Annotated in this window: 17 protein-coding genes; 11 read left to right on the plus strand and 6 right to left on the minus strand. The window is 71.5% G+C overall.

Features of this window, described 5'->3' with window-relative positions:
* The first annotated feature begins 44 nt into the window (after positions 1-44).
* The 3 genes from GA0070561_RS32250 to GA0070561_RS32260 all read left to right on the plus strand — a co-directional run bounded on the left by GA0070561_RS32250 (position 45) and on the right by GA0070561_RS32260 (position 2,002).
* A complete protein-coding gene (locus GA0070561_RS32250; protein ID WP_091409561.1) occupies positions 45-470 on the plus strand; it encodes a DUF350 domain-containing protein in 426 nt (141 codons plus the stop codon).
* A gap of 156 nt (positions 471-626) precedes the next feature.
* Positions 627-1,319, plus strand: a complete 693-nt coding sequence (locus GA0070561_RS32255) for a helix-turn-helix transcriptional regulator (RefSeq protein ID WP_091409564.1) — start codon at positions 627-629, stop codon at positions 1,317-1,319.
* A gap of 299 nt (positions 1,320-1,618) precedes the next feature.
* Positions 1,619-2,002, plus strand: a complete 384-nt coding sequence (locus GA0070561_RS32260) for a VOC family protein (RefSeq protein WP_091409568.1) — start codon at positions 1,619-1,621, stop codon at positions 2,000-2,002.
* Positions 2,003-2,354: 352 nt separating this feature from the next.
* Here GA0070561_RS32260 and GA0070561_RS32265 read toward each other — a convergent pair whose 3' ends face one another.
* A complete protein-coding gene (locus GA0070561_RS32265) occupies positions 2,355-2,825 on the minus strand; it encodes a hypothetical protein (RefSeq protein WP_091409659.1) in 471 nt (156 codons plus the stop codon).
* A 184-nt stretch (positions 2,826-3,009) separates the two neighbouring features.
* Between GA0070561_RS32265 and GA0070561_RS32270 the strand changes: the two genes are divergently transcribed.
* Positions 3,010-3,897, plus strand: a complete 888-nt coding sequence (locus tag GA0070561_RS32270; RefSeq protein ID WP_091409572.1) for a Vgb family protein — start codon at positions 3,010-3,012, stop codon at positions 3,895-3,897.
* A gap of 128 nt (positions 3,898-4,025) precedes the next feature.
* Here GA0070561_RS32270 and GA0070561_RS32275 read toward each other — a convergent pair whose 3' ends face one another.
* Positions 4,026-4,961: a S66 peptidase family protein gene (locus GA0070561_RS32275; protein WP_091409575.1), complete on the minus strand. Its 936-nt coding sequence runs from the start codon at positions 4,959-4,961 to the stop codon at positions 4,026-4,028.
* 113 nt (positions 4,962-5,074) lie between these two features.
* Between GA0070561_RS32275 and GA0070561_RS32280 the strand changes: the two genes are divergently transcribed.
* From GA0070561_RS32280 to mptB (GA0070561_RS32300), 5 genes are read left to right on the plus strand one after another with little or no spacing between them, the layout of a single operon-like run.
* On the plus strand, positions 5,075-5,842 hold the full coding sequence (locus tag GA0070561_RS32280; protein WP_091409579.1) for a type 1 glutamine amidotransferase: 768 nt from the start codon (positions 5,075-5,077) through the stop codon (positions 5,840-5,842).
* Positions 5,842-8,862 carry a bifunctional [glutamine synthetase] adenylyltransferase/[glutamine synthetase]-adenylyl-L-tyrosine phosphorylase gene (locus tag GA0070561_RS32285; RefSeq protein WP_091409582.1) on the plus strand — a complete coding sequence of 1,007 codons (3,021 nt, stop codon included), beginning with the start codon at positions 5,842-5,844 and terminating at the stop codon, positions 8,860-8,862. Before GA0070561_RS32280 ends, GA0070561_RS32285 begins: the two co-directional genes overlap by 1 nt.
* Positions 8,855-10,480: a hypothetical protein gene (locus tag GA0070561_RS32290; RefSeq protein ID WP_244166526.1), complete on the plus strand. Its 1,626-nt coding sequence runs from the start codon at positions 8,855-8,857 to the stop codon at positions 10,478-10,480. The genes GA0070561_RS32285 and GA0070561_RS32290 overlap by 8 nt, the downstream gene beginning before the upstream one ends.
* Before the next feature lie 48 nt (positions 10,481-10,528).
* Positions 10,529-11,929: a polyprenol phosphomannose-dependent alpha 1,6 mannosyltransferase MptB gene (gene mptB, locus GA0070561_RS32295; protein WP_181541327.1), complete on the plus strand. Its 1,401-nt coding sequence runs from the start codon at positions 10,529-10,531 to the stop codon at positions 11,927-11,929.
* 14 nt (positions 11,930-11,943) lie between these two features.
* Positions 11,944-13,488 carry a polyprenol phosphomannose-dependent alpha 1,6 mannosyltransferase MptB gene (gene mptB, locus GA0070561_RS32300; RefSeq protein ID WP_244166527.1) on the plus strand — a complete coding sequence of 515 codons (1,545 nt, stop codon included), beginning with the start codon at positions 11,944-11,946 and terminating at the stop codon, positions 13,486-13,488.
* Positions 13,489-13,764: 276 nt separating this feature from the next.
* Here the strand turns inward: mptB (GA0070561_RS32300) and GA0070561_RS32305 are convergent, their stop codons facing one another.
* From GA0070561_RS32305 to GA0070561_RS32315, 3 genes are all read right to left on the minus strand, one after another.
* Positions 13,765-14,751 (minus strand): hypothetical protein, encoded by a 987-nt coding sequence (locus tag GA0070561_RS32305; protein WP_091409590.1) that lies wholly within the window; start codon positions 14,749-14,751, stop codon positions 13,765-13,767.
* A complete protein-coding gene (locus GA0070561_RS32310) occupies positions 14,748-15,113 on the minus strand; it encodes a PadR family transcriptional regulator (protein ID WP_091409593.1) in 366 nt (121 codons plus the stop codon). Before GA0070561_RS32310 ends, GA0070561_RS32305 begins: the two co-directional genes overlap by 4 nt.
* 552 nt (positions 15,114-15,665) lie before the next feature.
* Positions 15,666-16,037 carry a hypothetical protein gene (locus tag GA0070561_RS32315; protein WP_091409597.1) on the minus strand — a complete coding sequence of 124 codons (372 nt, stop codon included), beginning with the start codon at positions 16,035-16,037 and terminating at the stop codon, positions 15,666-15,668.
* A 455-nt stretch (positions 16,038-16,492) separates the two neighbouring features.
* On the opposite strand from GA0070561_RS32315, the gene GA0070561_RS33415 reads away from it, so the two are divergent.
* Together GA0070561_RS33415 and GA0070561_RS32320 are read left to right on the plus strand one after the other, a co-directional pair.
* A complete protein-coding gene (locus tag GA0070561_RS33415) occupies positions 16,493-18,937 on the plus strand; it encodes a hypothetical protein (RefSeq protein ID WP_141710516.1) in 2,445 nt (814 codons plus the stop codon).
* 251 nt (positions 18,938-19,188) lie between these two features.
* A complete protein-coding gene (locus GA0070561_RS32320) occupies positions 19,189-19,836 on the plus strand; it encodes a site-specific integrase (RefSeq protein ID WP_244166528.1) in 648 nt (215 codons plus the stop codon).
* 81 nt (positions 19,837-19,917) lie between these two features.
* On the opposite strand, the gene glnA is transcribed toward GA0070561_RS32320, so the two are convergent.
* Positions 19,918-20,784: type I glutamate--ammonia ligase (gene glnA / locus GA0070561_RS32325; RefSeq protein ID WP_091409601.1), on the minus strand; the 867-nt coding region annotated here is incomplete at its 5' end.

Genomic DNA, 20,784 nt, shown 5'->3' on the forward strand with positions numbered 1-20,784 from the left:
ACCGCGCCGGTACCCCTCCGGGCGGAGAGTCGGGAGGCAAGTCGGTGCTGGAGGATCTGTTCAGCGGTGCCTGGCAGAGCGTCGTGTTCGGGATCGTCGGCGTCGGCCTCATGGCCGCCGGCTTCGTGCTCGTCGACCTGCTCACCCCGGGCCGGCTGCGAGACCTGATCTGGGTCGAGCGCAACGCCAACGCGGGGTTGCTGCTCGCCGCCAACCAGCTCGGCATCGCCGGGATCGTCTTCACCGCGATCCTGACCAGCTACAGCGACTTCGGCAAGGGGCTCGCCTCCACCGTGGTCTTCGGGCTGGTCGGGTTGGCGATCATGGCGCTGGCCTTCGTGGTGCTGGACCTGCTCACCCCCGGCAAGCTCGGCGAGGTCATCTGCTCGCCCGAGCCGCACCCGGCCGCCCGGGTCAGCGCCGCCACCCACTTCGGGGCCGCGCTGATCGTCTGCGCCTGCATCGCCTGAGGCGGTTGTCCGGGTCGCCGTGGCGGTCGTCTACGTCGCCGTGGCGGTTGTCCGGGTCCCTGTGCGGGTGGTCGTCCGGGTCGCTGTGGCGGTCGTCCGGGTTGCTGTGCGGGCGGTCGCCGACGGGCGTCGTACCCCGGTCGTAGGGTGCCGGGCATGAACCGCACGGATCGCCTCTACGCGCTGGTGGAGGAGCTGCGGGCGGTGTCACCACGGCCGCGCAGCGCCCGCTGGCTGGCGGCGCGCTTCGAGGTGAGCAGCCGGACCATCGAACGGGACCTCGGCGCGTTGCAGGAGGCCGGGGTGCCGATCTGGGCCGAGCCCGGGCGCACCGGCGGCTACGTCCTGGACCGCGCCCGCACCCTGCCGCCGGTCAATCTGACCGCCGCCGAGGCGGTGGCGATGGCCGTGGCGCTGCACCGGCTCGCCGGCTCGCCGTTCGCCGGGCCGGCCGCCACCGCGCTGCGCAAGCTGGTGGCGGTGCTGCCGGCCGCCGACGCCGCCGAGGCACACCGCCTCGCCGGCCGGGTGCACCTGATCGGCGACGGGCCGGCCACGCCCGTCCCGGCCACCGTCGCCGACGCGGTCGCCGCGCGGCGGGTGCTGCGCATCCGGTACGCCGACCGCGCCGGCGCCGACTCGACCCGCGACGTCGAGCCACTGGGCTACCTCGGCAATTCCCGACACTGGTACCTGGTCGCCTGGTGCCGTCTGCGCGACGAACTGCGGTGCTTCCGCACCGACCGGATCCGGAGTGTCTGGGCGCTGCCCGACGTGGTGGCCCGGGAGCTACGCCTGGCAGATCTCGACATCCCGCACGAGCGGGTCCGCCCGCTGAGTCTGGTCTGAAACGGGTGCGGCGCGGCGGCCTGGTCTTAGACGGGTTCGGCGCGGCGGGCTGGTCTGAAACGGGTGCGGCGCAGCGGACCTGGTCTGAGACGGGCTCGGTGCGGCGGTCTGGTCTGGGACGGGCTCGGCGCGGCGGGCCTGTCTGAGAACCGTCCGCGGCGCGGCGGGCCCGGGTGGGTCTCGTCGCTGGAAACCCCGCCGGGTGATCCGGAAACACCGACAGGACGCTGTCGCCAACGGCCCCGAGACTGCTCCAGACGACGGCCGAACGGCCGGCACGGAATTTCTGGAGGCAGTAGATGTCCAGGTCCACCACGCCCATCACCTGGTTTGAGATCGGCACCGACCGGCCCGAGGACGCGGAGCGGTTCTACGGAGAGCTGTTCGGCTGGACCTTCGAGGAGCAGGGCTCGACCAACGGCGGGTCCTACCGCGTGACCGGGGCCGGCGGCGACACCGGTATCGGCGGGGCGATCCGGGCGACCGACGGGACGTCGCCGAACTACGCGGTGTTCTACGCCGAAGTCGCCGACGTGGCGGAGACCTGCCGACAGGCCGAAGCAGCCGGCGGCCGGGTGCTGGTGCCAGCACGTACGGCACCGAGCGGTCTCAAGTTGGCCCACCTACTCGACCCGGCCGGCAACCACCTGGGCGTGTTCACGCCCCCGCCCCCGCAGCCCTGACCTCTTCGGCCGGGCTGATGCCCCCGGCTGGCGCACGCACCCGCGCGTGATCGACTCGGTTTTCATGATGTCGGGTTGTCCGAGCGCGCTGGACACCGCGACTTCACGGAAGCCGAGTGGATCAAGCCGCGACGGGCCCGAGCCGGTCCCGGCCCGACAGGGCGGGACGGGCCTGCCCGGGGCGTACTGAGGCCAGCCCTCGGCCTGTGAGGCCAGCCCTCGGCCTGCCCGGGGCGTACTGAGGCCAGCCCTCGGCCTGCCTGGGGCGTACTGAGGCCGGCCCTCGATCTGCCCGGGCCAGGCCGAGGCCGGCCCCGGCCTGCTGGTGCCTGCTGGGGCCGGCCTCGCCGGACTACTTGCCGGGCGTACCGGCGCCGTGGTGGCCGCCCGGGCCGCGGTGGCCGCCGGGGCCGGGGAAGACGCCGGCCTCGACGGCCTTGGTGATGGCGTCGGCCTGCTCCTGGGTGAGCTTGCCGTCCTTGACGGCCTGGTCCAGGCGCTGCTTGAGCGCGGCCTGCCGGTCCTCGGCGGACGGGCGCTGCGGCCGGTCGGCCGGGCGGTGCTGCTCGCGGATCTTCTCCAGTGCGGCGGTCACCTTGTCGGTGGGCACGCCCAGCTCCTTGGCGAGCGCCTCGGCGAACTCGCCCTGCCGGTCGGCCTTCGCACCCGGGGCCTTGTCGGGATCCGTGGCGGTGCTGGCGCTCGGTGTCGGCGTGGGAGTGTCGGCGGCGAACGCGATCGTCGGGGCCGCGATCCCGACGCCGAGGACGCCGGCGGTGGCCAGGCCGGCCAGCAGATGCTTCCTACGGATGGTGCGGGACATGCTGTCCTCCAGAGGTTCGGTCATCCTGCGCTGTCATCACCGACAGTGACCGGGCAGTCTGGGCGGAAGCCGTGGCGACCCTGTCAGCGAGCTGACAATCAGGGCCGGCGGTGGGCGAAATCGGTTGTGTGGTCGCTGGCCGAACGGTCAGGGTGGACGATCCACCGACGGAAGGACCCGCGACATGACCGTCGAGATTCGGGAGATTTCACTCGGCGAGCCGGGCGCCGGGCCGTACGGCATCACGCCTGGCCCGGACGGCGCGCTGTGGCTGACGTTGGCCCATGCCGGCGGCATCGCCCGGTTGTCGCCTGACGGCGCGGTCCGGACCTACCCGCTGGACCCGCCCGGCGGTCGCCCATTGATCATCACGGCCGGGCCGGACGGGGCGCTCTGGTTCACCCGCTCGGGAGACGACCGGATCGGTCAGATCACCGTCGACGGTGAGCAGCGCACCATCGCCCTGCCGGCCGGCACCGGGCCGGGCGGCATCGCGGCTGGGCCTGATGGTGCGCTCTGGTACGCCGGGATGACCTCCGACACCATCGGCCGGGTGGAGACCGACGGCACCCACACCGCATTCACGCTGCCGGTGACCGGCGGATTCGCCTCGATGATCACTGCTGGCGCGGACCAGGCTCTCTGGTTCACCCTCAACCAGGCGAACGCGATCGGCCGGATCGACCTCGAGGGCAGGGTCACGCTGTATCCGTTACCCACCGTGAAGGCGGGCCCGGTCGGCATCACCCTGGGCGACGACGGCGTCATCTGGTTCGTGGAGATCGCCGCCGGTCAGCTCGGCCGGATCGACCCCGATGGCAAGATCACCGAGTTTCCGCTGCCGGACCGGGCGGCCCGCCCGCACGCGATCGTGGCCGACCCGGACGGCGGCGCGTGGTTCACCGAGTGGGGTGCCAACCGGATCGGTCACCTCGACCCCACCGGACGGATCGAGGGCTACGCCCTACCCACCCCCAACGCCGAACCGCACGGCATCACCCGCACCCCCACAGGCATCTGGGCCGCCCTGGAAATCGGCGCAGTAGCCCACCTGACCCCACCCACCCCCTGAACCTGCCCTCGTTGATCAAGAGCTTTGCGTCAGGATCCGCGCCGAACATGACGCAAACCTCTTGATCACCGGAAAGGGCCGGGGCGGGGAACGGGGAGGGGCGGGGAACGGGGCGGGGCGGGGCGGGGTTAGTGGACTGCTGGGGTTGCGGTGAGGGTGGCGGTGGTGGTGTCGAGGGTGGCGGCTGTGCCCACCGGGACTGTGAGCTGGTTGGGGCCGTGGCCGATGGGGAGGCCGCCGAGGACCGGTACGCCCAGGTCGCCGAGGCGTTCGGTGAGTACGTCGACGATGGTGGTGTCCCAGCCGTCGCCGCAGTCGGTGAACTGCCCGACCGCCACCCCGGCCAGTCCGTCCAGCGCGCCGGCCCGGCGCAGGTGGGTGAGCATCCGGTCGACCTTGTACGGGGGTTCCTGCACGTCCTCGATCAACAGCACCGCACCGGTCAGGTCGGGCAGGTCCGGCGTGCCGATCGACGCGGCGATCATGCACAGGTTGCCGCCGAGCAGGGTGCCGGTGGCGCGACCCGGGACGCGTACGCCGAAGGTCTCCTCGGTGGGGACCGCGGTGATCGACACCGGTTCGGTCGTCATCAGCGCCGCGTGCAGGGATTCGGCGGAGCGCAGCGGCGTCCGCTCGTCGCGCCAGGCCGCCCCGGGGCCGTGCACCCCGGCCAGGCGGGCGCCCCGCCACAGTGCGAACTGCAACGCGGTGATGTCCGAGAAGCCGGCCACCACCTTCGGGTCGCGGCGCACGGCGGCCATGTCGATGGCGTCCACGATCCGTTGGGCGCCGTAGCCACCACGGGTGCAGATCACCCCGCGCACCTGAGGATCGGAGAAGGCCGTGTTCAGGTCGGCGGCACGCAGGTCGTCGGTGCCGGCGAGGTAGCCGTGGCGGGCGTACGCGTTCGGCGCCGGCACCGGGCGCAGGCCCCAGCCGGTGAGCAGTTCCATGCCCCGGGCCACCCGCTCCGGCGAGGTCGGCCCGGACGGCGACACCAGCAGCACCGTGTCACCCGGGCGCAGCACGGGCGGGCGTACGGCGGCGCTGTCCTCGCTGATCACAACCGCAGAGCCTAACCACCCCGCCGTGGTCGGAACCCGTGCACGGGCGGTGGGAGGCCGCGCGGCCCGTGCCGGGGCGCGGTGCGGTGCGGCGTACCGGCTAGCCTCGACGGGTGGCAACCGCGCTGGTGATCGAGAACGACCCGACGGACGACGCGCGCCGGCTGGGTGAGTGGCTGACCGAGGCTGGGCTGGAGCTGTGGGTGGTGCGCCCGCACGCCGGCGACGAGCTGCCCGCCGACCTGGAGGGGTACGCGGCGCTGGTGGTGCTCGGCGGCGACCAACAGGCGTACCCGTTGCCGGACGGTTCGCCCGGCGCCCCCTGGTTTCCCGCCGTGGAGGGCCTGCTGCGCAAGGCGGTCCGGTACCGGGTGCCGACCCTGGCGGTCTGCCTGGGCGCGCAGCTGCTCGCCACCGCGCACGCCGGTTTGGTGGAGCGCAGCCCGTCCGGGCCGGAGATCGGCCCCGGCGTGGTCGGCCGGCGCGACGCCGCCGAGAACGACCCGTTGTTCCGGTACGTGCCGCTGATCCCGGACGTGCTCCAGTGGCACGCCGACGAGATCACCGAGCTGCCTCGGGGCGCGACCCTGCTGGCCGCCTCCACCCGCTACCCGCATCAGGCGTTCCGCCTCGGTGACCGGGCCTGGGGGTTGCAGTTCCACATCGAGTGCGACGCCGCGATGATCGCCGACTGGGCCACCGACTCGACCCAACTCGCCGAGCTGGGCTACGACCCGGAGCTGGTGGTCGCGGCCTGCGCCTCGGTGCTGCCCGACGTCGAGGAGGTCTGGCAACCGTTCGCCGCCCGGTTCGCGGCGCTGGCCCTCGGCGAGCTGGACGACAGCACGACGCGGCGCGGCCTGCCGCTGCTCGGGCACTGATGAGCCGGCCGACCAGGGCACCGGGCCGGCTCGCCCGGTACGGCTTCGGCACCGCCGAAGGCGATGGCGGCGCGCGCGCCGCGGACCTGCTCGGCCCGGAAGGGCTGCGGCTGTGGCGGCCGGCCGAGCAGGAGCCGGTCGACGAGGCCGCCGCAGAGCTGCTCGCCGCGCTGTCCCGGGCCGCCGACCCGGACCTGGCGCTGCGCCAACTGCACCGCATCGTGGAGGCCGAGGGCCGCACCATCGAAGGCGGCGCCGAATCGCCGCTGCTCGCGGACGTGCACGCCGATCCCGGGCTACGGCGGCGGCTGATCGCGGTGCTCGGCGCGTCGGCGGCGCTCGGCGACCACCTGGTGGCCCACCCCGAGCACTACCAGGCGCTGCGGACCGCCCCGGACGGGCTCGCCCCGACGGCCGAGGGGCGGCTGGAGCCGGCCGACGGCGGCAACGCGGTGGCGGCGCTGCGGACCGCGTACCGCCTGGCGTTGCTGCGGATCGCGGCGGCCGACCTGACCGGCGGTCGCGGCCTGGAGCAGACGATGGCCGCGCTCTCCGCGTTGGCCGACGCGACTCTCTCCGCGGCGTACGAGATCGCGGTCGCGGAGCTGGCGGAGGGGACCGAGCGGCCCCGGCTCGCGGTCGTGGCGATGGGCAAGTGCGGCGGCGGCGAGCTGAACTACGTCTCCGACGTGGACGTCATCTTCGTCGCCGCCGAGGACGCCGACCTGGGCGCCGCGACCCAGGTGGCGACACGGTTGATCTACATCTGCGGGCTGGTCGCCTGGCCGGTGGACGCCGCGCTGCGCCCCGAGGGCAGCCGCGGCCCGCTGGTGCGGACCCTCGCCAGCCACCTGGCCTACTACCGGCGGTGGGCGCGCACCTGGGAGTTCCAGGCGCTGCTCAAGGCCCGCCCGGCCGCCGGTGACCTGCCGCTGGCCCAGGAGTGGATCGACCAGCTCGCGCCGCTGGTCTGGCGGGCGGCCGAGCGGCCCGAGGCGGTCGAGGACGTCCGCGCCATGCGCCGCCGGATCATCGACCACATCCCGCCGAAGGAGCTGGAGCGCGAGATCAAGCGCGGTCCGGGCGGGCTGCGCGACATCGAGTTCGCCGTTCAGTTGCTGCAACTCGTGCACGGTCGCGGCGACGAGACGCTGCGCCCGCCAGGAACCATCCCGGCGTTGCGGGCGCTCGTCGCCGGCGGCTACGTCGGCCGGGCCGACGGCGAGGCCCTGCTGCGCGGCTACCGCTTCCTGCGCAGCGTCGAACACCGGCTGCAACTCCAGGGCCTGCGTCGTACGCACACAGTGCCCGCCGAGCCGGGCGGGCTGCGCTGGCTCGCCGCCGCGCTGGGTTTCACGGCCTCGCCGGGGCGCAGCGCCGTGGAGAGCTTCCGGGCCGAGTGGGTCACCCACGCCACCGAGGTACGCCGACTGCACGCCAAACTGCTCTACCGGCCGCTGCTGGAGTCGGTGGCCCGGGTGCCGGCGGACGGGTTGCGGCTCACCCCGGAGGCGGCCAGGAACCGCCTGGAGATCCTCGGCTTCGCCGACCCGGCCGGGGCGCTGCGCCACCTCCAGGCGCTCACCGGCGGGGTGAGCCGCACGGCGGCCATCCAGCGCACCTTGCTGCCGGTGCTGCTCAGCGAGTTCGCCGACGCGCCGGAGCCGGACCGGGGGCTGCTCAACTACCGCAAGGTCTCCGACAAGCTGGGCAGCACCCCCTGGTACCTGCGGCTGCTGCGCGACGGCGGCCCGGTCGCCCGTCGGCTGGCCCGGGTCCTCGCGCTGTCCCGGTACGTCGCCGACCTGCTCGCCCGCGACCCGGAGGCGCTGCGGCTGCTGGCCGAGGAGAACGAGCTGGCGCCACGCGCGCCCGAGGTGCTGCGGGAGGGGTTCCTGGCGGCGGCGGCCCGGCACACCGACCCGGTCGAGGCCACCAGCGCGGTGCGCGCGCTGCGACGCCGCGAGCTGGTCCGGGTGGCCTGCGCCGACGTGCTCTGCCGGGCCGGCGCGCTCGCGCCCAGCCCCACCCGAACGGACGGCGCGAACCGGCCCGCCCGCGGGCTGTCCGACATCACCGAGGTCGGTACGGCGCTCGCCGACGTCACCGATGCCACCCTGGCCGCCGCGTTGCGGGCCGCTCAGGCCAGCCAGCCGGCACCAGCAGGGCTGCGGTTCGCGGTGATCGGCATGGGCCGGCTCGGCGGGTACGAGTCGAACTACCTCTCCGACGCCGACGTGCTCTTCGTCTACGACCCGCCGCCGGGCACCAGCGAGAGCGCCGCCAGCGCCGCCGCGCACGCCGTCGCCGAGGAACTGCGCCGGCTGCTCGGCGTACCCGCCCCGGACCCGCCGCTGGGCGTCGACGCGGACCTGCGGCCGGAGGGCCGCCAGGGTCCGCTGGTACGCAGCCTCGCCGCGTACGCGCAGTACTACGCCCGCTGGTCGCGGGTGTGGGAGGCGCAGGCACTGCTGCGCGCCCGGTTCGTCTGCGGCGACGCCGACCTGGGCGCCGAGTTCGAGGCGATGATCGAGCCGGTGCGTTACCCGGCCGACGGGCTGACCCGCGAGCAGGTCGTCGAGATCCGGCGGATCAAGGCCCGGGTGGAGACCGAACGACTGCCCCGTGGCGCCGACCCGGCCACCCACACCAAGCTGGGCCGCGGTGGGCTCGCCGACGTGGAGTGGGCGGTGCAACTCGTCCAGCTCCGGCACGCCGGCGCGATCCCGGCGCTGCGCGGCACGCGTACCCTCGACGCCCTCGCGGCGGCCGAGCGGGCCGGCCTGATCGACCCGGCGGACGCCGCGGAGATGGCCGCCGGTTGGGCCCTGGCCGCGCAGGTCCGCAACGCGTTGATGCTGGTCCGGGGCCGGGCCGGCGACCAACTGCCCCGGCACGGGGTGGAGTTGGCCGGGGTGGCCCGGCTGCTCGGCCGAGACGACCCGGGGGAGTTCCTCGACGAGTACCTGCGCACCGGCCGCCGCTCCCGCGCCGCGGCCGAACGGGTCCTCGATGCCTGACGCGTCGCCGCGCCCAACCGGGCTTCGCAGCGCGGGCACCGGCTGGGCGGCGGCGACCGGGGCCGCCGTGGTGCTCGCCGTCGCGTTCCTCCTCGCGCCGCCGATGGGCACCGACCTCGCCGCCCAGGTGGCCCGTGCCGGGTTCACCGAGCGGTACGGGGCCGCGCCGGTCGACTTCGGCTGGTACGGCGGCGTCAACCAGTACGGCTACAGCCTCTTCACGGCCCGGTTGGGCGCGCTGATCGGGGTGCGTCCGCTGGGGGCGATCGCCGCCGTGGTCGGCGCGGCCGCGCTGGGTTGGCTGTTCACCCGCAACCGGGCCCGCCGACCGCTGCTGGCCGGCGTCCTCGGCGCGGTGGTGCTGGTCGGCAACCTGGCGAGCGGTCGGATCACCTTCGCGGTCGGGTTGGCGTTCGGGCTGCTGGCGCTCTGCGCGGTCAGCGCGGAACGCCCACCGCGCTGGTTCCGGTTGACGCTCGCCGCCGTCTGCGCCGCCCTGGCGACGGCTGCCAGCCCGGTCGCCGGCCTGTTCACCGGGCTGGCCGGCGCGGCGCTGCTGCTGGGCGCCCTGCGCACCGGTGACGGGCCCGGCCGCCCGCTGCCCGGCGGCTGGCGAGCCGAGCGACCACTGGCCGAGGGGCTCGTCCTGGCCGTGGCGCCCGCCGTCACGCTCGCGCCGATGGCGTTCGTCTTCGGCAACGGCGGCACCCAGCCGTACTCGGCCGAGTCGATGCGCATCAACGTCGCGCTCGCGGTGCTGGTGGCGGTCGTGCTGCCGCGTCGACGCCGGGTGCTGCGCGTCGGCGCGTTGCTCACCGTGCTGCTCCTGATCGGGGCGTACTACGTGCCCAGCCCGATCGGTTCCAACGCGCTACGACTGCCGATGCTGTTCGCCCTGCCCGTGCTGGCCGGGTACGCCGCGTTGCCGGCGCCGTGGCTGGCCGGGCTGCTGGCCGCGACCGTCTGGTGGCAGTCCCCGGTGATGATGAGCGACGTGACCCGGGCCGGCGCACCGGAGAGCGCCGAACGTTTCTACCAACCGCTCGTCGCCGAACTCGACCGGCGGCAGCCGGCCGGGCGGGTCGAGGTGGTGCCGCTGCGCGACCACTGGGAGTCGGCGTACCTGCCGCCGACAGTGCCACTGGCCCGGGGTTGGGAACGCCAGGTCGACAGCGACCGCAACGCGCTGTTCTACGACGGCAAGCTGAGCGCGCAGACGTACGAGCAGTGGTTACGGCACGAGGCGGTGAGCTACGTGGTGCTCGCCCCGGACGCACCCGCCGACCGGTGGGGCCGCGACGAGGCCGCGCTGATCCGCGGTGGCCTGCCGTACCTGCGGGAGGTCTGGCGAGATTCCACCTGGCAGATGTACGCAGTGGTCGATCCGACCCCGCTGGTCGGTGCCCCGGGTCAACTCGTCGCCGCCGACCGCGGCGCGGTCCGGCTGACCGCCACGCCCGGGGACGTGCCGGTCCGGGTGCGGTGGTCGCGCTGGCTCACGTTGAGCGGCCCGGACGGCTGCCTGCGGCCGGGCGCGGACGGCTGGACCGAGGTGCGGGTCCGCGCTGCCGGCCACTACTCGATCTCCAGTGGGCTGGCACCGGCGCGCCACTGCTGACCGTGCCTGCCGTCGGCCTCCCACCGACGGGCTGGCAGCATGTCCGGCGTGCCTTCCCACCTCGCGCGCTGGACCGGCCTGGCCGGCTCGATGCTGCTCGCGCTCTCCGCTTTCCTCGGCGGCGCGTTTCCCAGCGGCCCCCTGCGCAGCACCCCGGTCAGCATCTGGCAGGGGCCCAACGGCCCGCTGATCCTCGCCGCCTGGGTGGTCGGCACCGGCCTGATGGCGTACGCCTGGTGGGCGCTGCGTGACGGAGGGCCCTCGACGCGGTGGGCCCTGGTCACCGTCGGGCTCTGGCTGCTGCCGCTGCTGATCGCACCGCCCTTCGGCAGTCGGGACGTCTACGCGTACGCCTGCCAGGGCGCCAGCTTCGTCGGCGGCATCAGCCCGTACGAGCAGGGCGTCTCCGCACTGCCCTGCCCCTGGCTGGACACGGTCTCGGTCATCTGGCGCGACACCCCGGCACCGTACGGGCCGCTGTTCGTGCTCATCGCGGGCGCCGTGGTGAAGGCCACCGGTTCGCTGACCGCCAGCATCGTGCTGTTCCGTGCGCTGTCGCTGGTCGGCGTGGCCCTCACCGCGTGGGCCCTGCCGGCGCTGGCGCGTCGGGCCGGTGTGCCGGCGAAGCGGGCGGTGTGGCTGGCGTTGGGTTCCCCGCTGGTCGCCGCGCACCTGGTCGGTGGCCCCCACAACGACGTGTTGATGCTCGCCGCGTTGGTCGGCGGGCTGGCCGTGGTGGCGGCGCACCCGGGCCGGCGCGGAATGCTGCTGGTCGGCGGGCTGCTCCTCGGAGTCGCCGTGGCGATCAAGGTGACCGCCGTGGTGGTGGTCCCGTTCGCCGCGCTGGCGGCCACCGCCGGGCCGTACCGGATCCGCACGCTGATCCGCGACGGCGGCTGGGTCGTCGGCGGCACGGTCGTCACAGTTGTCGGCGTGACCATCCTCGGTGGGCTGGACTTCGGCTGGATCGGCGGGCTGTCCCAGGGTGGCGCCGCCATCGCCTGGACCTCCCCGTCGACCGCCGTGGGGCAGACGGTCGGGTACGTCGCGGCGCTGTTCGGCGGTCACATCGACGCGCTGCCGGTCACCCGCGGGATCGCCGTGGTCCTCCTGGCCGTACTGCTCGTCTGGCTCTGGTGGCGGGCCCGCACCCGCGATCCGCTGTACCACGCCGGCCTCGCGCTCGCCCTCACCGTCGCGCTCGCCCCCGTCGTGCACCCCTGGTACTGGACCTGGCCGCTGTTCGTGCTGGCGGCCACCGCCCAGCGCACCAGATGGTTCACAGTGGTCGCCCTGGTCGCGTCCTTCCTGGTGCTGCCCGACGGCACCGGGTTTCCCCGGTACACCAAGACAGTCGGGGCGCCGCTGATGACGCTGTTGGTGATCGTGCTGGTCATCCGGTTGGTACGGTCGGCTCGAGCGGCCCGTCAGCCGGTCGCCGCCGATTGAGGGAAGGTGCGCCGGTGACCGCTCCCGGCCCGCCTGTTCCGCCGCCGCCTCTGTCGTTGGCGGCATTGGGTGCCCGGTACGCGGGCCTGGTCGGCGCGGTCCTGCTCGCCGTGGCCGGCTACCTCGGCGGGGCGCTGCCCGACGCCCCGCTGGGCGTGACACCCGCGTCGATCTGGCGAGCCCCGGACGGCCCGGCGACGCTGACCTGCTGGCTGGCCGGCACCGCGCTGCTGGTCGGGGCCTGGTGGTCGCTGCGCGAGGGTGCCCCGTCGACCCGGTGGGCGTACGTCACCGCCGGGCTGTGGGCGCTACCGCTGCTGGTCGCGCCACCGCTGGGCAGCCGGGATGTCTACTCGTACGCCTGCCAGGGCTGGACGTACGCGCACGGCGTCGACCCGTACACCGTGGGAGTGGCGGCGGCGGGCTGCCCCTGGCTGGACACGGTGGCGCCGATCTGGCGGGACACCCCGGCACCGTACGGGCCGGTGTTCATGCTGCTCGCGGCCCTCGCCGTCGGCGTCGGCGGTGGGCTCACCGGGACGATCGTGGCGCTGCGCGTGATCGCCGTGGCGGGGCTGCTGTTGGCCGCGCTCTGCCTGCCCGCTCTGGCGCGGGCGGCCGGGGTGCCGGCCCGGCGGGCGGTCTGGTTGGCGCTGGCCGGTCCGCTGGTCGGCGTGCACCTGGTGGCCGGCGCGCACAACGACTCCGTGATGCTGGGCCTGCTGCTGTGTGGGCTGCTGGTCGTGGTCCGTCGACCAGGTCGGCCGGCGGCGCTGCTGCTGGCCGGAGCGCTGCTCGGGCTTGCGGTCACGGTGAAGGCCAGCGCCGTGGTGGTGGTGCCGTTCGCCGTGCTGGCCGGGATGCCCGACCAGTACACCGTACGGGCGTTGCTGCGCCACAGTGGTTGGCTGGCCGGAGGGCTGCTCGCCGCGCTGCTGGTCACCTCGGCGGTGTCCGGCCTCGGCTTCGGCTGGGTGGGCGGGCTGACCCACAGTGGCGACTCCGAGCAGTGGACCTCGCCACCCACCGCCGTGGGCTTCGTGGTCGACTACGCCGGCGCGCTGGTCGGCCGGGACCCGCAGGCGGTGCCGGTGGTCCGGGCGGTCGCGCTGCTGCTGCTCGTCGGGGTGCTGGTGGTGTTCTGGTGGCGGGCCTGGCAGACCCTGCGCGGGTCCAACGACGCCCGGCGGGTAGCGCGGGCGGAGGTGGCGGAGGTCGACGAGGCGCGGGTCGACGTGGCGCGGGTGGAGGTGGCGCGGGTGGCCGTGGCGCGGTCCCGGGTGGCGCTGCACGGCGCGGCGTTGGCGCTGGTCGCCACCGTCGTCCTGTCCCCGGTCTTCCACCCCTGGTACGCGACCTGGCCACTGGCGCTGCTCGCGCTCACCGCCGCCCGCACGACGTGGTTCGTGCTGCCCACCGCGGCGGCAGCCTTCCTCGCCCTGCCCGACGGCACCAACCTGGCCCGCGTCACCAAGGCACCCGGTGCCCTGGCGATGACCGCCCTGCTCCTGACCGCGCTCGCCCGCACCCTGCTCGCTGCCCGCCGCCGCCATCGTTGATCATGAGGTTGGCGGGGGCAATCGGGACGAAACGCCTCGCCAACCTCATGATGGTCATCGTGATGGGGTCAAGATCGCGCTCGAACGTGGATGTAGTGGTGTCCGACGCGGTCGAGGCCACTACATCCAGGATCGAGCACGATCTTGCGGCGTGGCGTGGCGTGGCGTGGCGTGGCGTGGCGCGGCGTGGCGCGGCGCGGCGCGGCGGGGTGGGGTGCGGCGGCGCTGGGCGCTGGGCGTCGGGGGTCGGGGGCCGGCTCGCCGGGGACCGGGGGGTCAGGCTCGCGCGCCGCAGGTGGGGCAGGGTTGGCCTGAGGGCTGGGGGGTGGAGGTCCGGCGGCAGCGGAACACGACGGCCAGGAGCAGTGCGGCCGGACCGGCGAGCGCGACGACGACAGCGGTCACGGCCAGTTCCGCGAAGGTGATGGCGCCGTATGCCGGGCCGAAGTTGTCAGCCAGGCCGGGCACCGCCAGGAAGCCGGCGGGGGTGAGCAGTGTGACGAGCGTCCAGCCGCCGCGGGTGTCCCGGCCCAGTGCCAGACCCACGGCCAGCAGAGCCCCGACGACCAGCAACAGTCCGCCGACGGTGGGCAGGAAGACCTCCAGGGTGGCGCCGTAGTAGGTGCCGACCGCATCCAGGCCCACCAGGAATTCCGTCGCCACCACCGCCAACAGTGCGGACAGCGCCGGCGCGAGGCGGATCACCCGGGAGGGTCGGTCGGGCAGGGCGAGCCCCAGCAGGCCCAGGACCACCTGCGGCAGCAGCACCATCAGCGGCGGTCGGAGTACGTCGAGCGCCGCGGCCACCAGTGGCAGCGCAATCGTGAGCAGGAGCGCGAGGGTGATGGCCCACCGGGCGACCCGGCTCGGCGCGACGGCGATCACCACCGCCGCCAGCAGCCATGCCGCCCACGCGACGACACCGAGCGAGACGAACGGGCCGACGTGGGGTGCGCCCCACCACTCCACGGGCGGCGGATGCAGCTCTGCCGTACCCCAGACACCCGCCAGGGCGCTGGCGGTGACCAGGGCCAGCAGCGCCGCGAGGCGTACCCCAGGAATGAGGTCGGTGACGCCCGCGGCCCGCAGCCGCTGGCGGAGGCCGCCGCGCACCAGGTCCGCGGCGTCCGCCGGCGCCGGCCAGCGTTGCTCAGGGGCGGCCAGGTCGAGGTAGGTGCCGACGATTTCGGCGCCGCGGGCCCGACGGTAGTCGGCGGGGTACGCGCGCAGCAGCCGGAGGTAGCGGCGTTCCAGGTCGTTCATGCCAAGCCTCCGGCCGTGCGCGGGGTGGTCGGGAGGGCGGCGCGAGTGCGCTTGGACAGCCGGGTGGTGGCGGCTTCGACGTTGCGGCGCAGCCGCTCGGTCTCGGTGCTCAACGTGGTCTCGCCGCCGGGGGAGAGGCGGTAGTAGCGGCGCAGTCGGCCGTCCACCACCTCTTCCCGGTCGACCTCGACGAGGCCGGCGTCGACCAGCCGGTCGAGCGCCCCGTAGAGCGTTCCCGGGCGTAGCGACACGCGGTTGTCGGAGAGTGCGGCGACCTCACCGATCAGCCCGTAGCCGTGCATCGGCTGGGCGGCCAGCGCGGTGAGGATCAGGAAGGTCGGTTCGCGCAGTGGGGTGTCCACCGGAGCAATATATCGGACGCGAAGGTATTCCGCGGGTGGCGCACAGCGAGCCGGGCCGGCTCCGCGGTGAGCGGAGCCGGCCCGGCCGGTGTTCCAGCGACTGCTCAGCAGTCGTCGTGCATCTGACTGCTCAGCAGTCGTAGTACATGGCGAACTAACCGCGCGTGGCGGCTGACCTGGGGGAGTGGTGTCGATCAGGCCGCTGAGCAGGTCGTACGCCGTATATCAACTTCCATCGTTATTGCCTGTTTCCAGGCGGCATCTGTACCCCTCGTGTTCCTAACGATCATGGGGTGGCGTGATGTGCGAGCGGTTCCGATGGTGACCGGTGCGGCATCCCGTCGCGCAGGCTCCGCCCTGCCGGGCCGCGCCGACCTGGTCCAGGTGGAGCGCCCCGCTGGACGAACGACCTGGACCAGGTCGGCGCGGTCTGGTGGCCTCCGGTGTGCGACGGGTACCCGGTCGCGGCCGGGGCATCCCAGAGTCGCCGAGGGTTCGGGGCGAGTAGCCCCGACCGCCGGAGGCCATCCCCGGGTCGTACTGCCGGAGGCCCTACCCGCCGGAGGCACCGCTGTCAGAGTCAGCGGCCGACTGCTCGGACTCCGGTTCGCTGAGCCAGCCGTAGTCATAGTCAGCACGGTCCCAGCAGGCGGTAATCCAGTCGCGCTTGCGCTGGGACGATGTGCGCCACTCGTAGCGAAGCCCTGCGGCGAGGTTATGCCGCCTGCCTGGGTCGAGCAGGCCAGGCAAGTTGTGGCAGATGTCAGCCAACTCGTGGATCTGGGCGTGGCGCTTAATCAGCGCTTCCGTCGACTGGTCCTCGACCGGGCGAGCAGACAGGGTGCGAATCCACAGGAAGGTGAGACGGAGCAGCTCGGCAACGGCAGCTTCGGTCGCTTCCTGCGGTGGATCATCCATCGACATGGCGGGTGGCCTCCGTCGGGACAGTACCAATCGGCTCGTCCGTAGCCCGGAGAGCTGTAGGCCCCGGTGTCACCGTTGATCGGATGCCGCCGGGGTTTCGGCGTGTCCGCTGGCCTCGCCGAGGCCACTGCCGGTCCGCGCCGGGAGCGAAGCGGCAAGGCGCGGACGGCCGGCGAAAGTGGCCGGCGAGCGGCCCGCAGGGCCGCCTTGAAGACGTATGGAAGTTCTCACCGGCTAGACCAGACAGAAACTTAGGTAGAGCCCCGGCAACGGCGAGGAGGGAAAAAGGCAAGAGGCCATGCGGTACCGACTCGGGCTCCCCCATCAAGGCGCTCCGCGCGGCGCGGTCCGGGGCGCGGCAGCCGGCCCCTATGGAGCCGCCGGCCCGGCCGCCTACGGCGCCGCGTTCGGGTCTTCATGCACGGCTTTGTTGACCTCCCCGCGCTGTTCGCGCCATGCTCGCAGGTGACCTCGACGAAACGGACGATGGAGGCTGCGTGTCCCCTGTTATGCACCCGCGATACATCCCGAGCCTCCTCGATAAGTCGGTCATTAGCGGCACTCATGCTATCGACCGTTATTTCAGCCCTCCGCGCTTCGCGCGACTGGTCGATGGTGGCAGTTATTCGGACGCCGTCACGGCCGTTCGACAGACATGCTCGCGGTGGGGCGGCACGACGGACATCCTGATTCCCATCCAGCAGTCTGGCCAATTAACCGCAGACTGGGAGAAGTTCTTAAGCATTAGCCAGGTGGACGCCGTCCTCACTCGTGACGTAGTAGAACGTTTTGAACCGTCCGTTCCGCTGGCGGATATTAGGGATGGCGAAAGGCACCTTGGTGAACTGGTCATATCCATGCTCGCCAGGCGGCCGGAGGGGGTGAACAGAAGTCTTCCATGCTTTGATCCGTCGATCGTTTCTGAGGATGATCCCTGGCACCTGGCGTATGTAGGTTGCTTGGGTCTATTGCCGAGCAGTCCTAGTCCACAAGATCTGCAGCTTAGCAGCCTCGTGCCTGGTACCACTTTTGCGGACGTGTATGACATCGACACGGCCGTTCCTGAAAATATTGGGCTGGACGACTTAATCTCCCGGACGCAGGGTGTGTCTTCGGCTACCAACCCAACACATCTGGCGGCTCTTGGCTGGGGTGTTCAGCAGCCATCTCGTGGCGGAAATTTCAGTGGCGAGCCTTTGGTTCCAATGTCAAACATTGAAAGTCGCAATTTCAACGAGAACGTGATCGTTGTATACACGCCTCAAGACGCAAGTGACCTCTGTCTTCTATGGAATCTTCGGGCGGCCTACGGTCACCTCGGATCTGTTCCAGCGGCACTTCCACTTACGGCCAGCATCTCTGACGACATAAAGCGGCTGTTGCGTCCAGGCAACTTCTACAATCATGGCTTCCGGCGCCTCAAAGTTGCACTCGTGAGTGTGAGTGTCTCCGAAGAGAAGCTACGTGAGATCGCGGAGGCAACAGATGAACGATGCCGCGCAGCTCCAATGTCGTCCGTACTGCGTGTGGGATACCCGTTAACCCGGAACAGCGCGGAGATCGCAGTATTCGATAAGGGCTACACCCGCCTACCCGCTCTGACTTATCAAGACAAAACGGAGATCGCAGACCTCACCTCAACGTTCGGGAAGGGCCAGTTCGAGAGTCGCTTCGTGCTCCGAGGCCGGAGTCTTCCCATCGTTCCGTCGCTCAACGTAGGGGAACTCTTTGCAGACCGTGCCTCGCATGGTGGGGTCTATGCGAGGCGGACCACCGATAGGCAGTTCCTCGATGTGGTATGGCCAAGCGGCTGGACCGTGCTGACCGAGGCTGTCCGTGGCCTAGGGATGACCGCTACACAGAGCATCCCAGGGCATCTAGCTGCTGAGTTCCTCCACCAGATCGGGGGATGGGACGAGATGTTGCCGGTCTTGGATACAAAGATCATCGAATTGCTTTACGAGAAATCACAGAAAAGCGGCATGTCCTGGTTCAGGAATCGTGCAACGCAGATCGCTCGCGCAGTCTTCACGGAAGATGAAGGCGGACGAGGAGCCGAGTTGGAGAGGCGGATCTCAGACCTCAGTATCGTTGCCCAAGCCGATGAAGAACTGAACGAGATAACCTTTCACCAAGTTAAGGCGGCGATGGCTGGATCTGCGCGAGCCGCCAAGGAGTGGATCCGCTGGGCGGAAGATCGACGGCTTGTGCATCGCGGTATCTCCATGCTCTGCCCAGAGTGCCGGAAGTCGGCCTGGATGCCCTTGGCGCAGGTGGCTCCGCCGGTCATCTGCCGACGATGCGGTGCGAGCGTGCAACGCCCTTACCCGCCCGACCGCATCGAGTTCAGATACCGATTGTCGGAACAGATGATTAGTCTCGTGGAGCACGACAGCCTACCGCATCTGTATGCAGCACGGTTTCTTCTAGAGATCCTTGACTCCACGCGTGAGGCCAACACCGCTTACGGGGCATATCCAGGTGTTCTGATTCGTAAAGACGGAGAGGAAGCCGACGCCGATGTGTTGCTTCTTCTCGCAGATGGCTCGCTGATTCCAGGCGAGTGCAAGCGGACGTCGGCTGGACTCAAGGATTCAGACCTGCGAAAGCTTGAAAAGCTGACTAGCTGGCTTGGTTCCCCCTGGTCATTCGTTGCTACCTTGGACTCTGCAGAGGACTGCACTGAGATTTGGCGAAGCGCCGAACAAAGCGAGGGCGCGCCGCGCTATGTTCTGACCAAAGAGCAGCTACTCTCTACACGCCCCGTGTGGATGCTGAATGGCAAGCCGCTGACATTCGGCGGCGATGAAATGATCACCGGCGGTCCGACTGTGGCTGCAATACTCGGGGAGCGACCAGAGCAGGATCTAGGCCATCCGACTTTTCGGACTCGCGATTAGCGTGGGAGAAGCGTGCCGCGGAATGCAGGGAAGCTGGCGCGCTGGTGGCGGTTCCTGCCGATGCCAGCTCACAACCCCGGTGGGCCTCGTCAGAGGTGACCTCCACGGGCATGAGCCGCCCACCGATCCACCCCACGGCCGTGCCTTCACTACCTCTACCTTTGTTGCTACAGCGAGAAATTAGGAAGGGGTCCCGCGTCACCCCTCAATCGGTCGGCCGGGGGAGCCGGGTCCTTCCCACGGCGGAGCAGGTGCACGACCTGGCGCGTCTGCTGCCGGCCCGGTTGGCCGCGACGGTCTATCTCGCGGCCGATTGTGGGCTGCGCCTGGGTGAAATCCTCGGCTTGGAGGTGGACGACATCGGCTTCGACGTGCGGGAGGTGCACGTCCGACGCCAACTCAAGGTGCTCAAGGGCCGTCAGCCGTTCCTCGGACCGGTCAAGACCAGCACCAGCGCCCGCACCGTCGAGCTGCCTGATGTCGTGGCGGTGGCGCTGCGTCAGCACCTGGCCGACGGGTGCGACGCGGTCGAGGTCGACGACGACACGGACCGTCGCCGGCCGGTCCGCCGGGCCGCACGCCTGCTGTTCAAGGGTGTTGGTGGGGAGCCCGTCAACGCGGCGACCTTCTCGCGGACGTGGGCGAGCGCCCGGGAAGCGGTCGGCCTCCCGGCGCGGTGGGGGATCCACGGACTGCGGCACTACTACGCAACAGTCCTGATCCACGCGGGGGCATCGGTGAAGACGGTGCAGCTCGCGTTGGGGCACAGCACGCCGACCATCACGCTCAACACCTACGTCCACGAGTGGCCGGACGTGCTCGACCGGACCCGACTGCTCATTGACGGCGCGCTCGGTCAACACGGAACGGCGGCCATGCCGGCTGTGAGCCGGGCATGACCGCCGTTCGTGAGGTTGTACCCAACCTGTACCCAAGATCAGTACCGATCCTGTTGGTGCAGGTCAGAGCCTTGATCAGGCTCAGCAGTCGTAGTACATGGCGAACTCGTGCGGGGTCGGGCGCAGACGCACCGGGTCGACCTCGTTGGCGCGCTTCCAGTCGACCCAGGTGGAGATCAGGTCGGGGGTGAAGACGCCGCCGTCGAGCAGGTAGTCGTGGTCGGCCTCCAGCGAGTCGAGCACTGCCGACAGCGAGCCCGGCACCTGCTTGACGTCGCCCCACTCCTCGGGCGGGAGGTCGTAGAGGTCCTTGTCGATCGGCGTCGGGGGCTCGATCTTGCTCTTGATGCCGTCGAGGCCGGCCATCATCATGGCCGAGAAGGCCAGGTAGACGTTGGCCGACGGGTCGGGGACGCGGAACTCGACGCGCTTGGCCTTCGGGTTCGCGCCGGTGACCGGGATTCGGGTGCAGGCCGACCGGTTGCGCTGGGAGTAGACCAGGTTGACCGGCGCCTCGAAGCCGGGCACGAGGCGGCGGTACGAGTTGATCGTGGGGTTGGTGAAGGCCAGCAGCGACGGCGCGTGGTGCAGCAGACCGCCGATGTACCAGCGGGCCATGTCGGACAGGCCGGCGTAGCCGGTCTCGTCGTAGAACAGCGGCTCGCCGTTGAGCCAGAGGCTCTGGTGGGTGTGCATGCCGGAGCCGTTGTCGCCGAACAGCGGCTTGGGCATGAACGTGGCGGTCTTACCGTTGGCCCAGGCCTCGTTCTTCACGATGTACTTGAACAGTTGGAGCTGGTCACCGGCGTGCAGCAGGGTGGAGAACCAGTAGTTGATCTCAGACTGGCCGGCGGTGCCGACCTCGTGGTGTGAGCGTTCGACGTTGAAGCCGGTGTCGACGAGGCGGCGCACGATCGAGTCACGCAGGTCGGCGTAGTGGTCGACCGG

Source organism: Micromonospora saelicesensis, assembly GCF_900091575.1.
GTDB lineage: Bacteria > Actinomycetota > Actinomycetes > Mycobacteriales > Micromonosporaceae > Micromonospora > Micromonospora saelicesensis.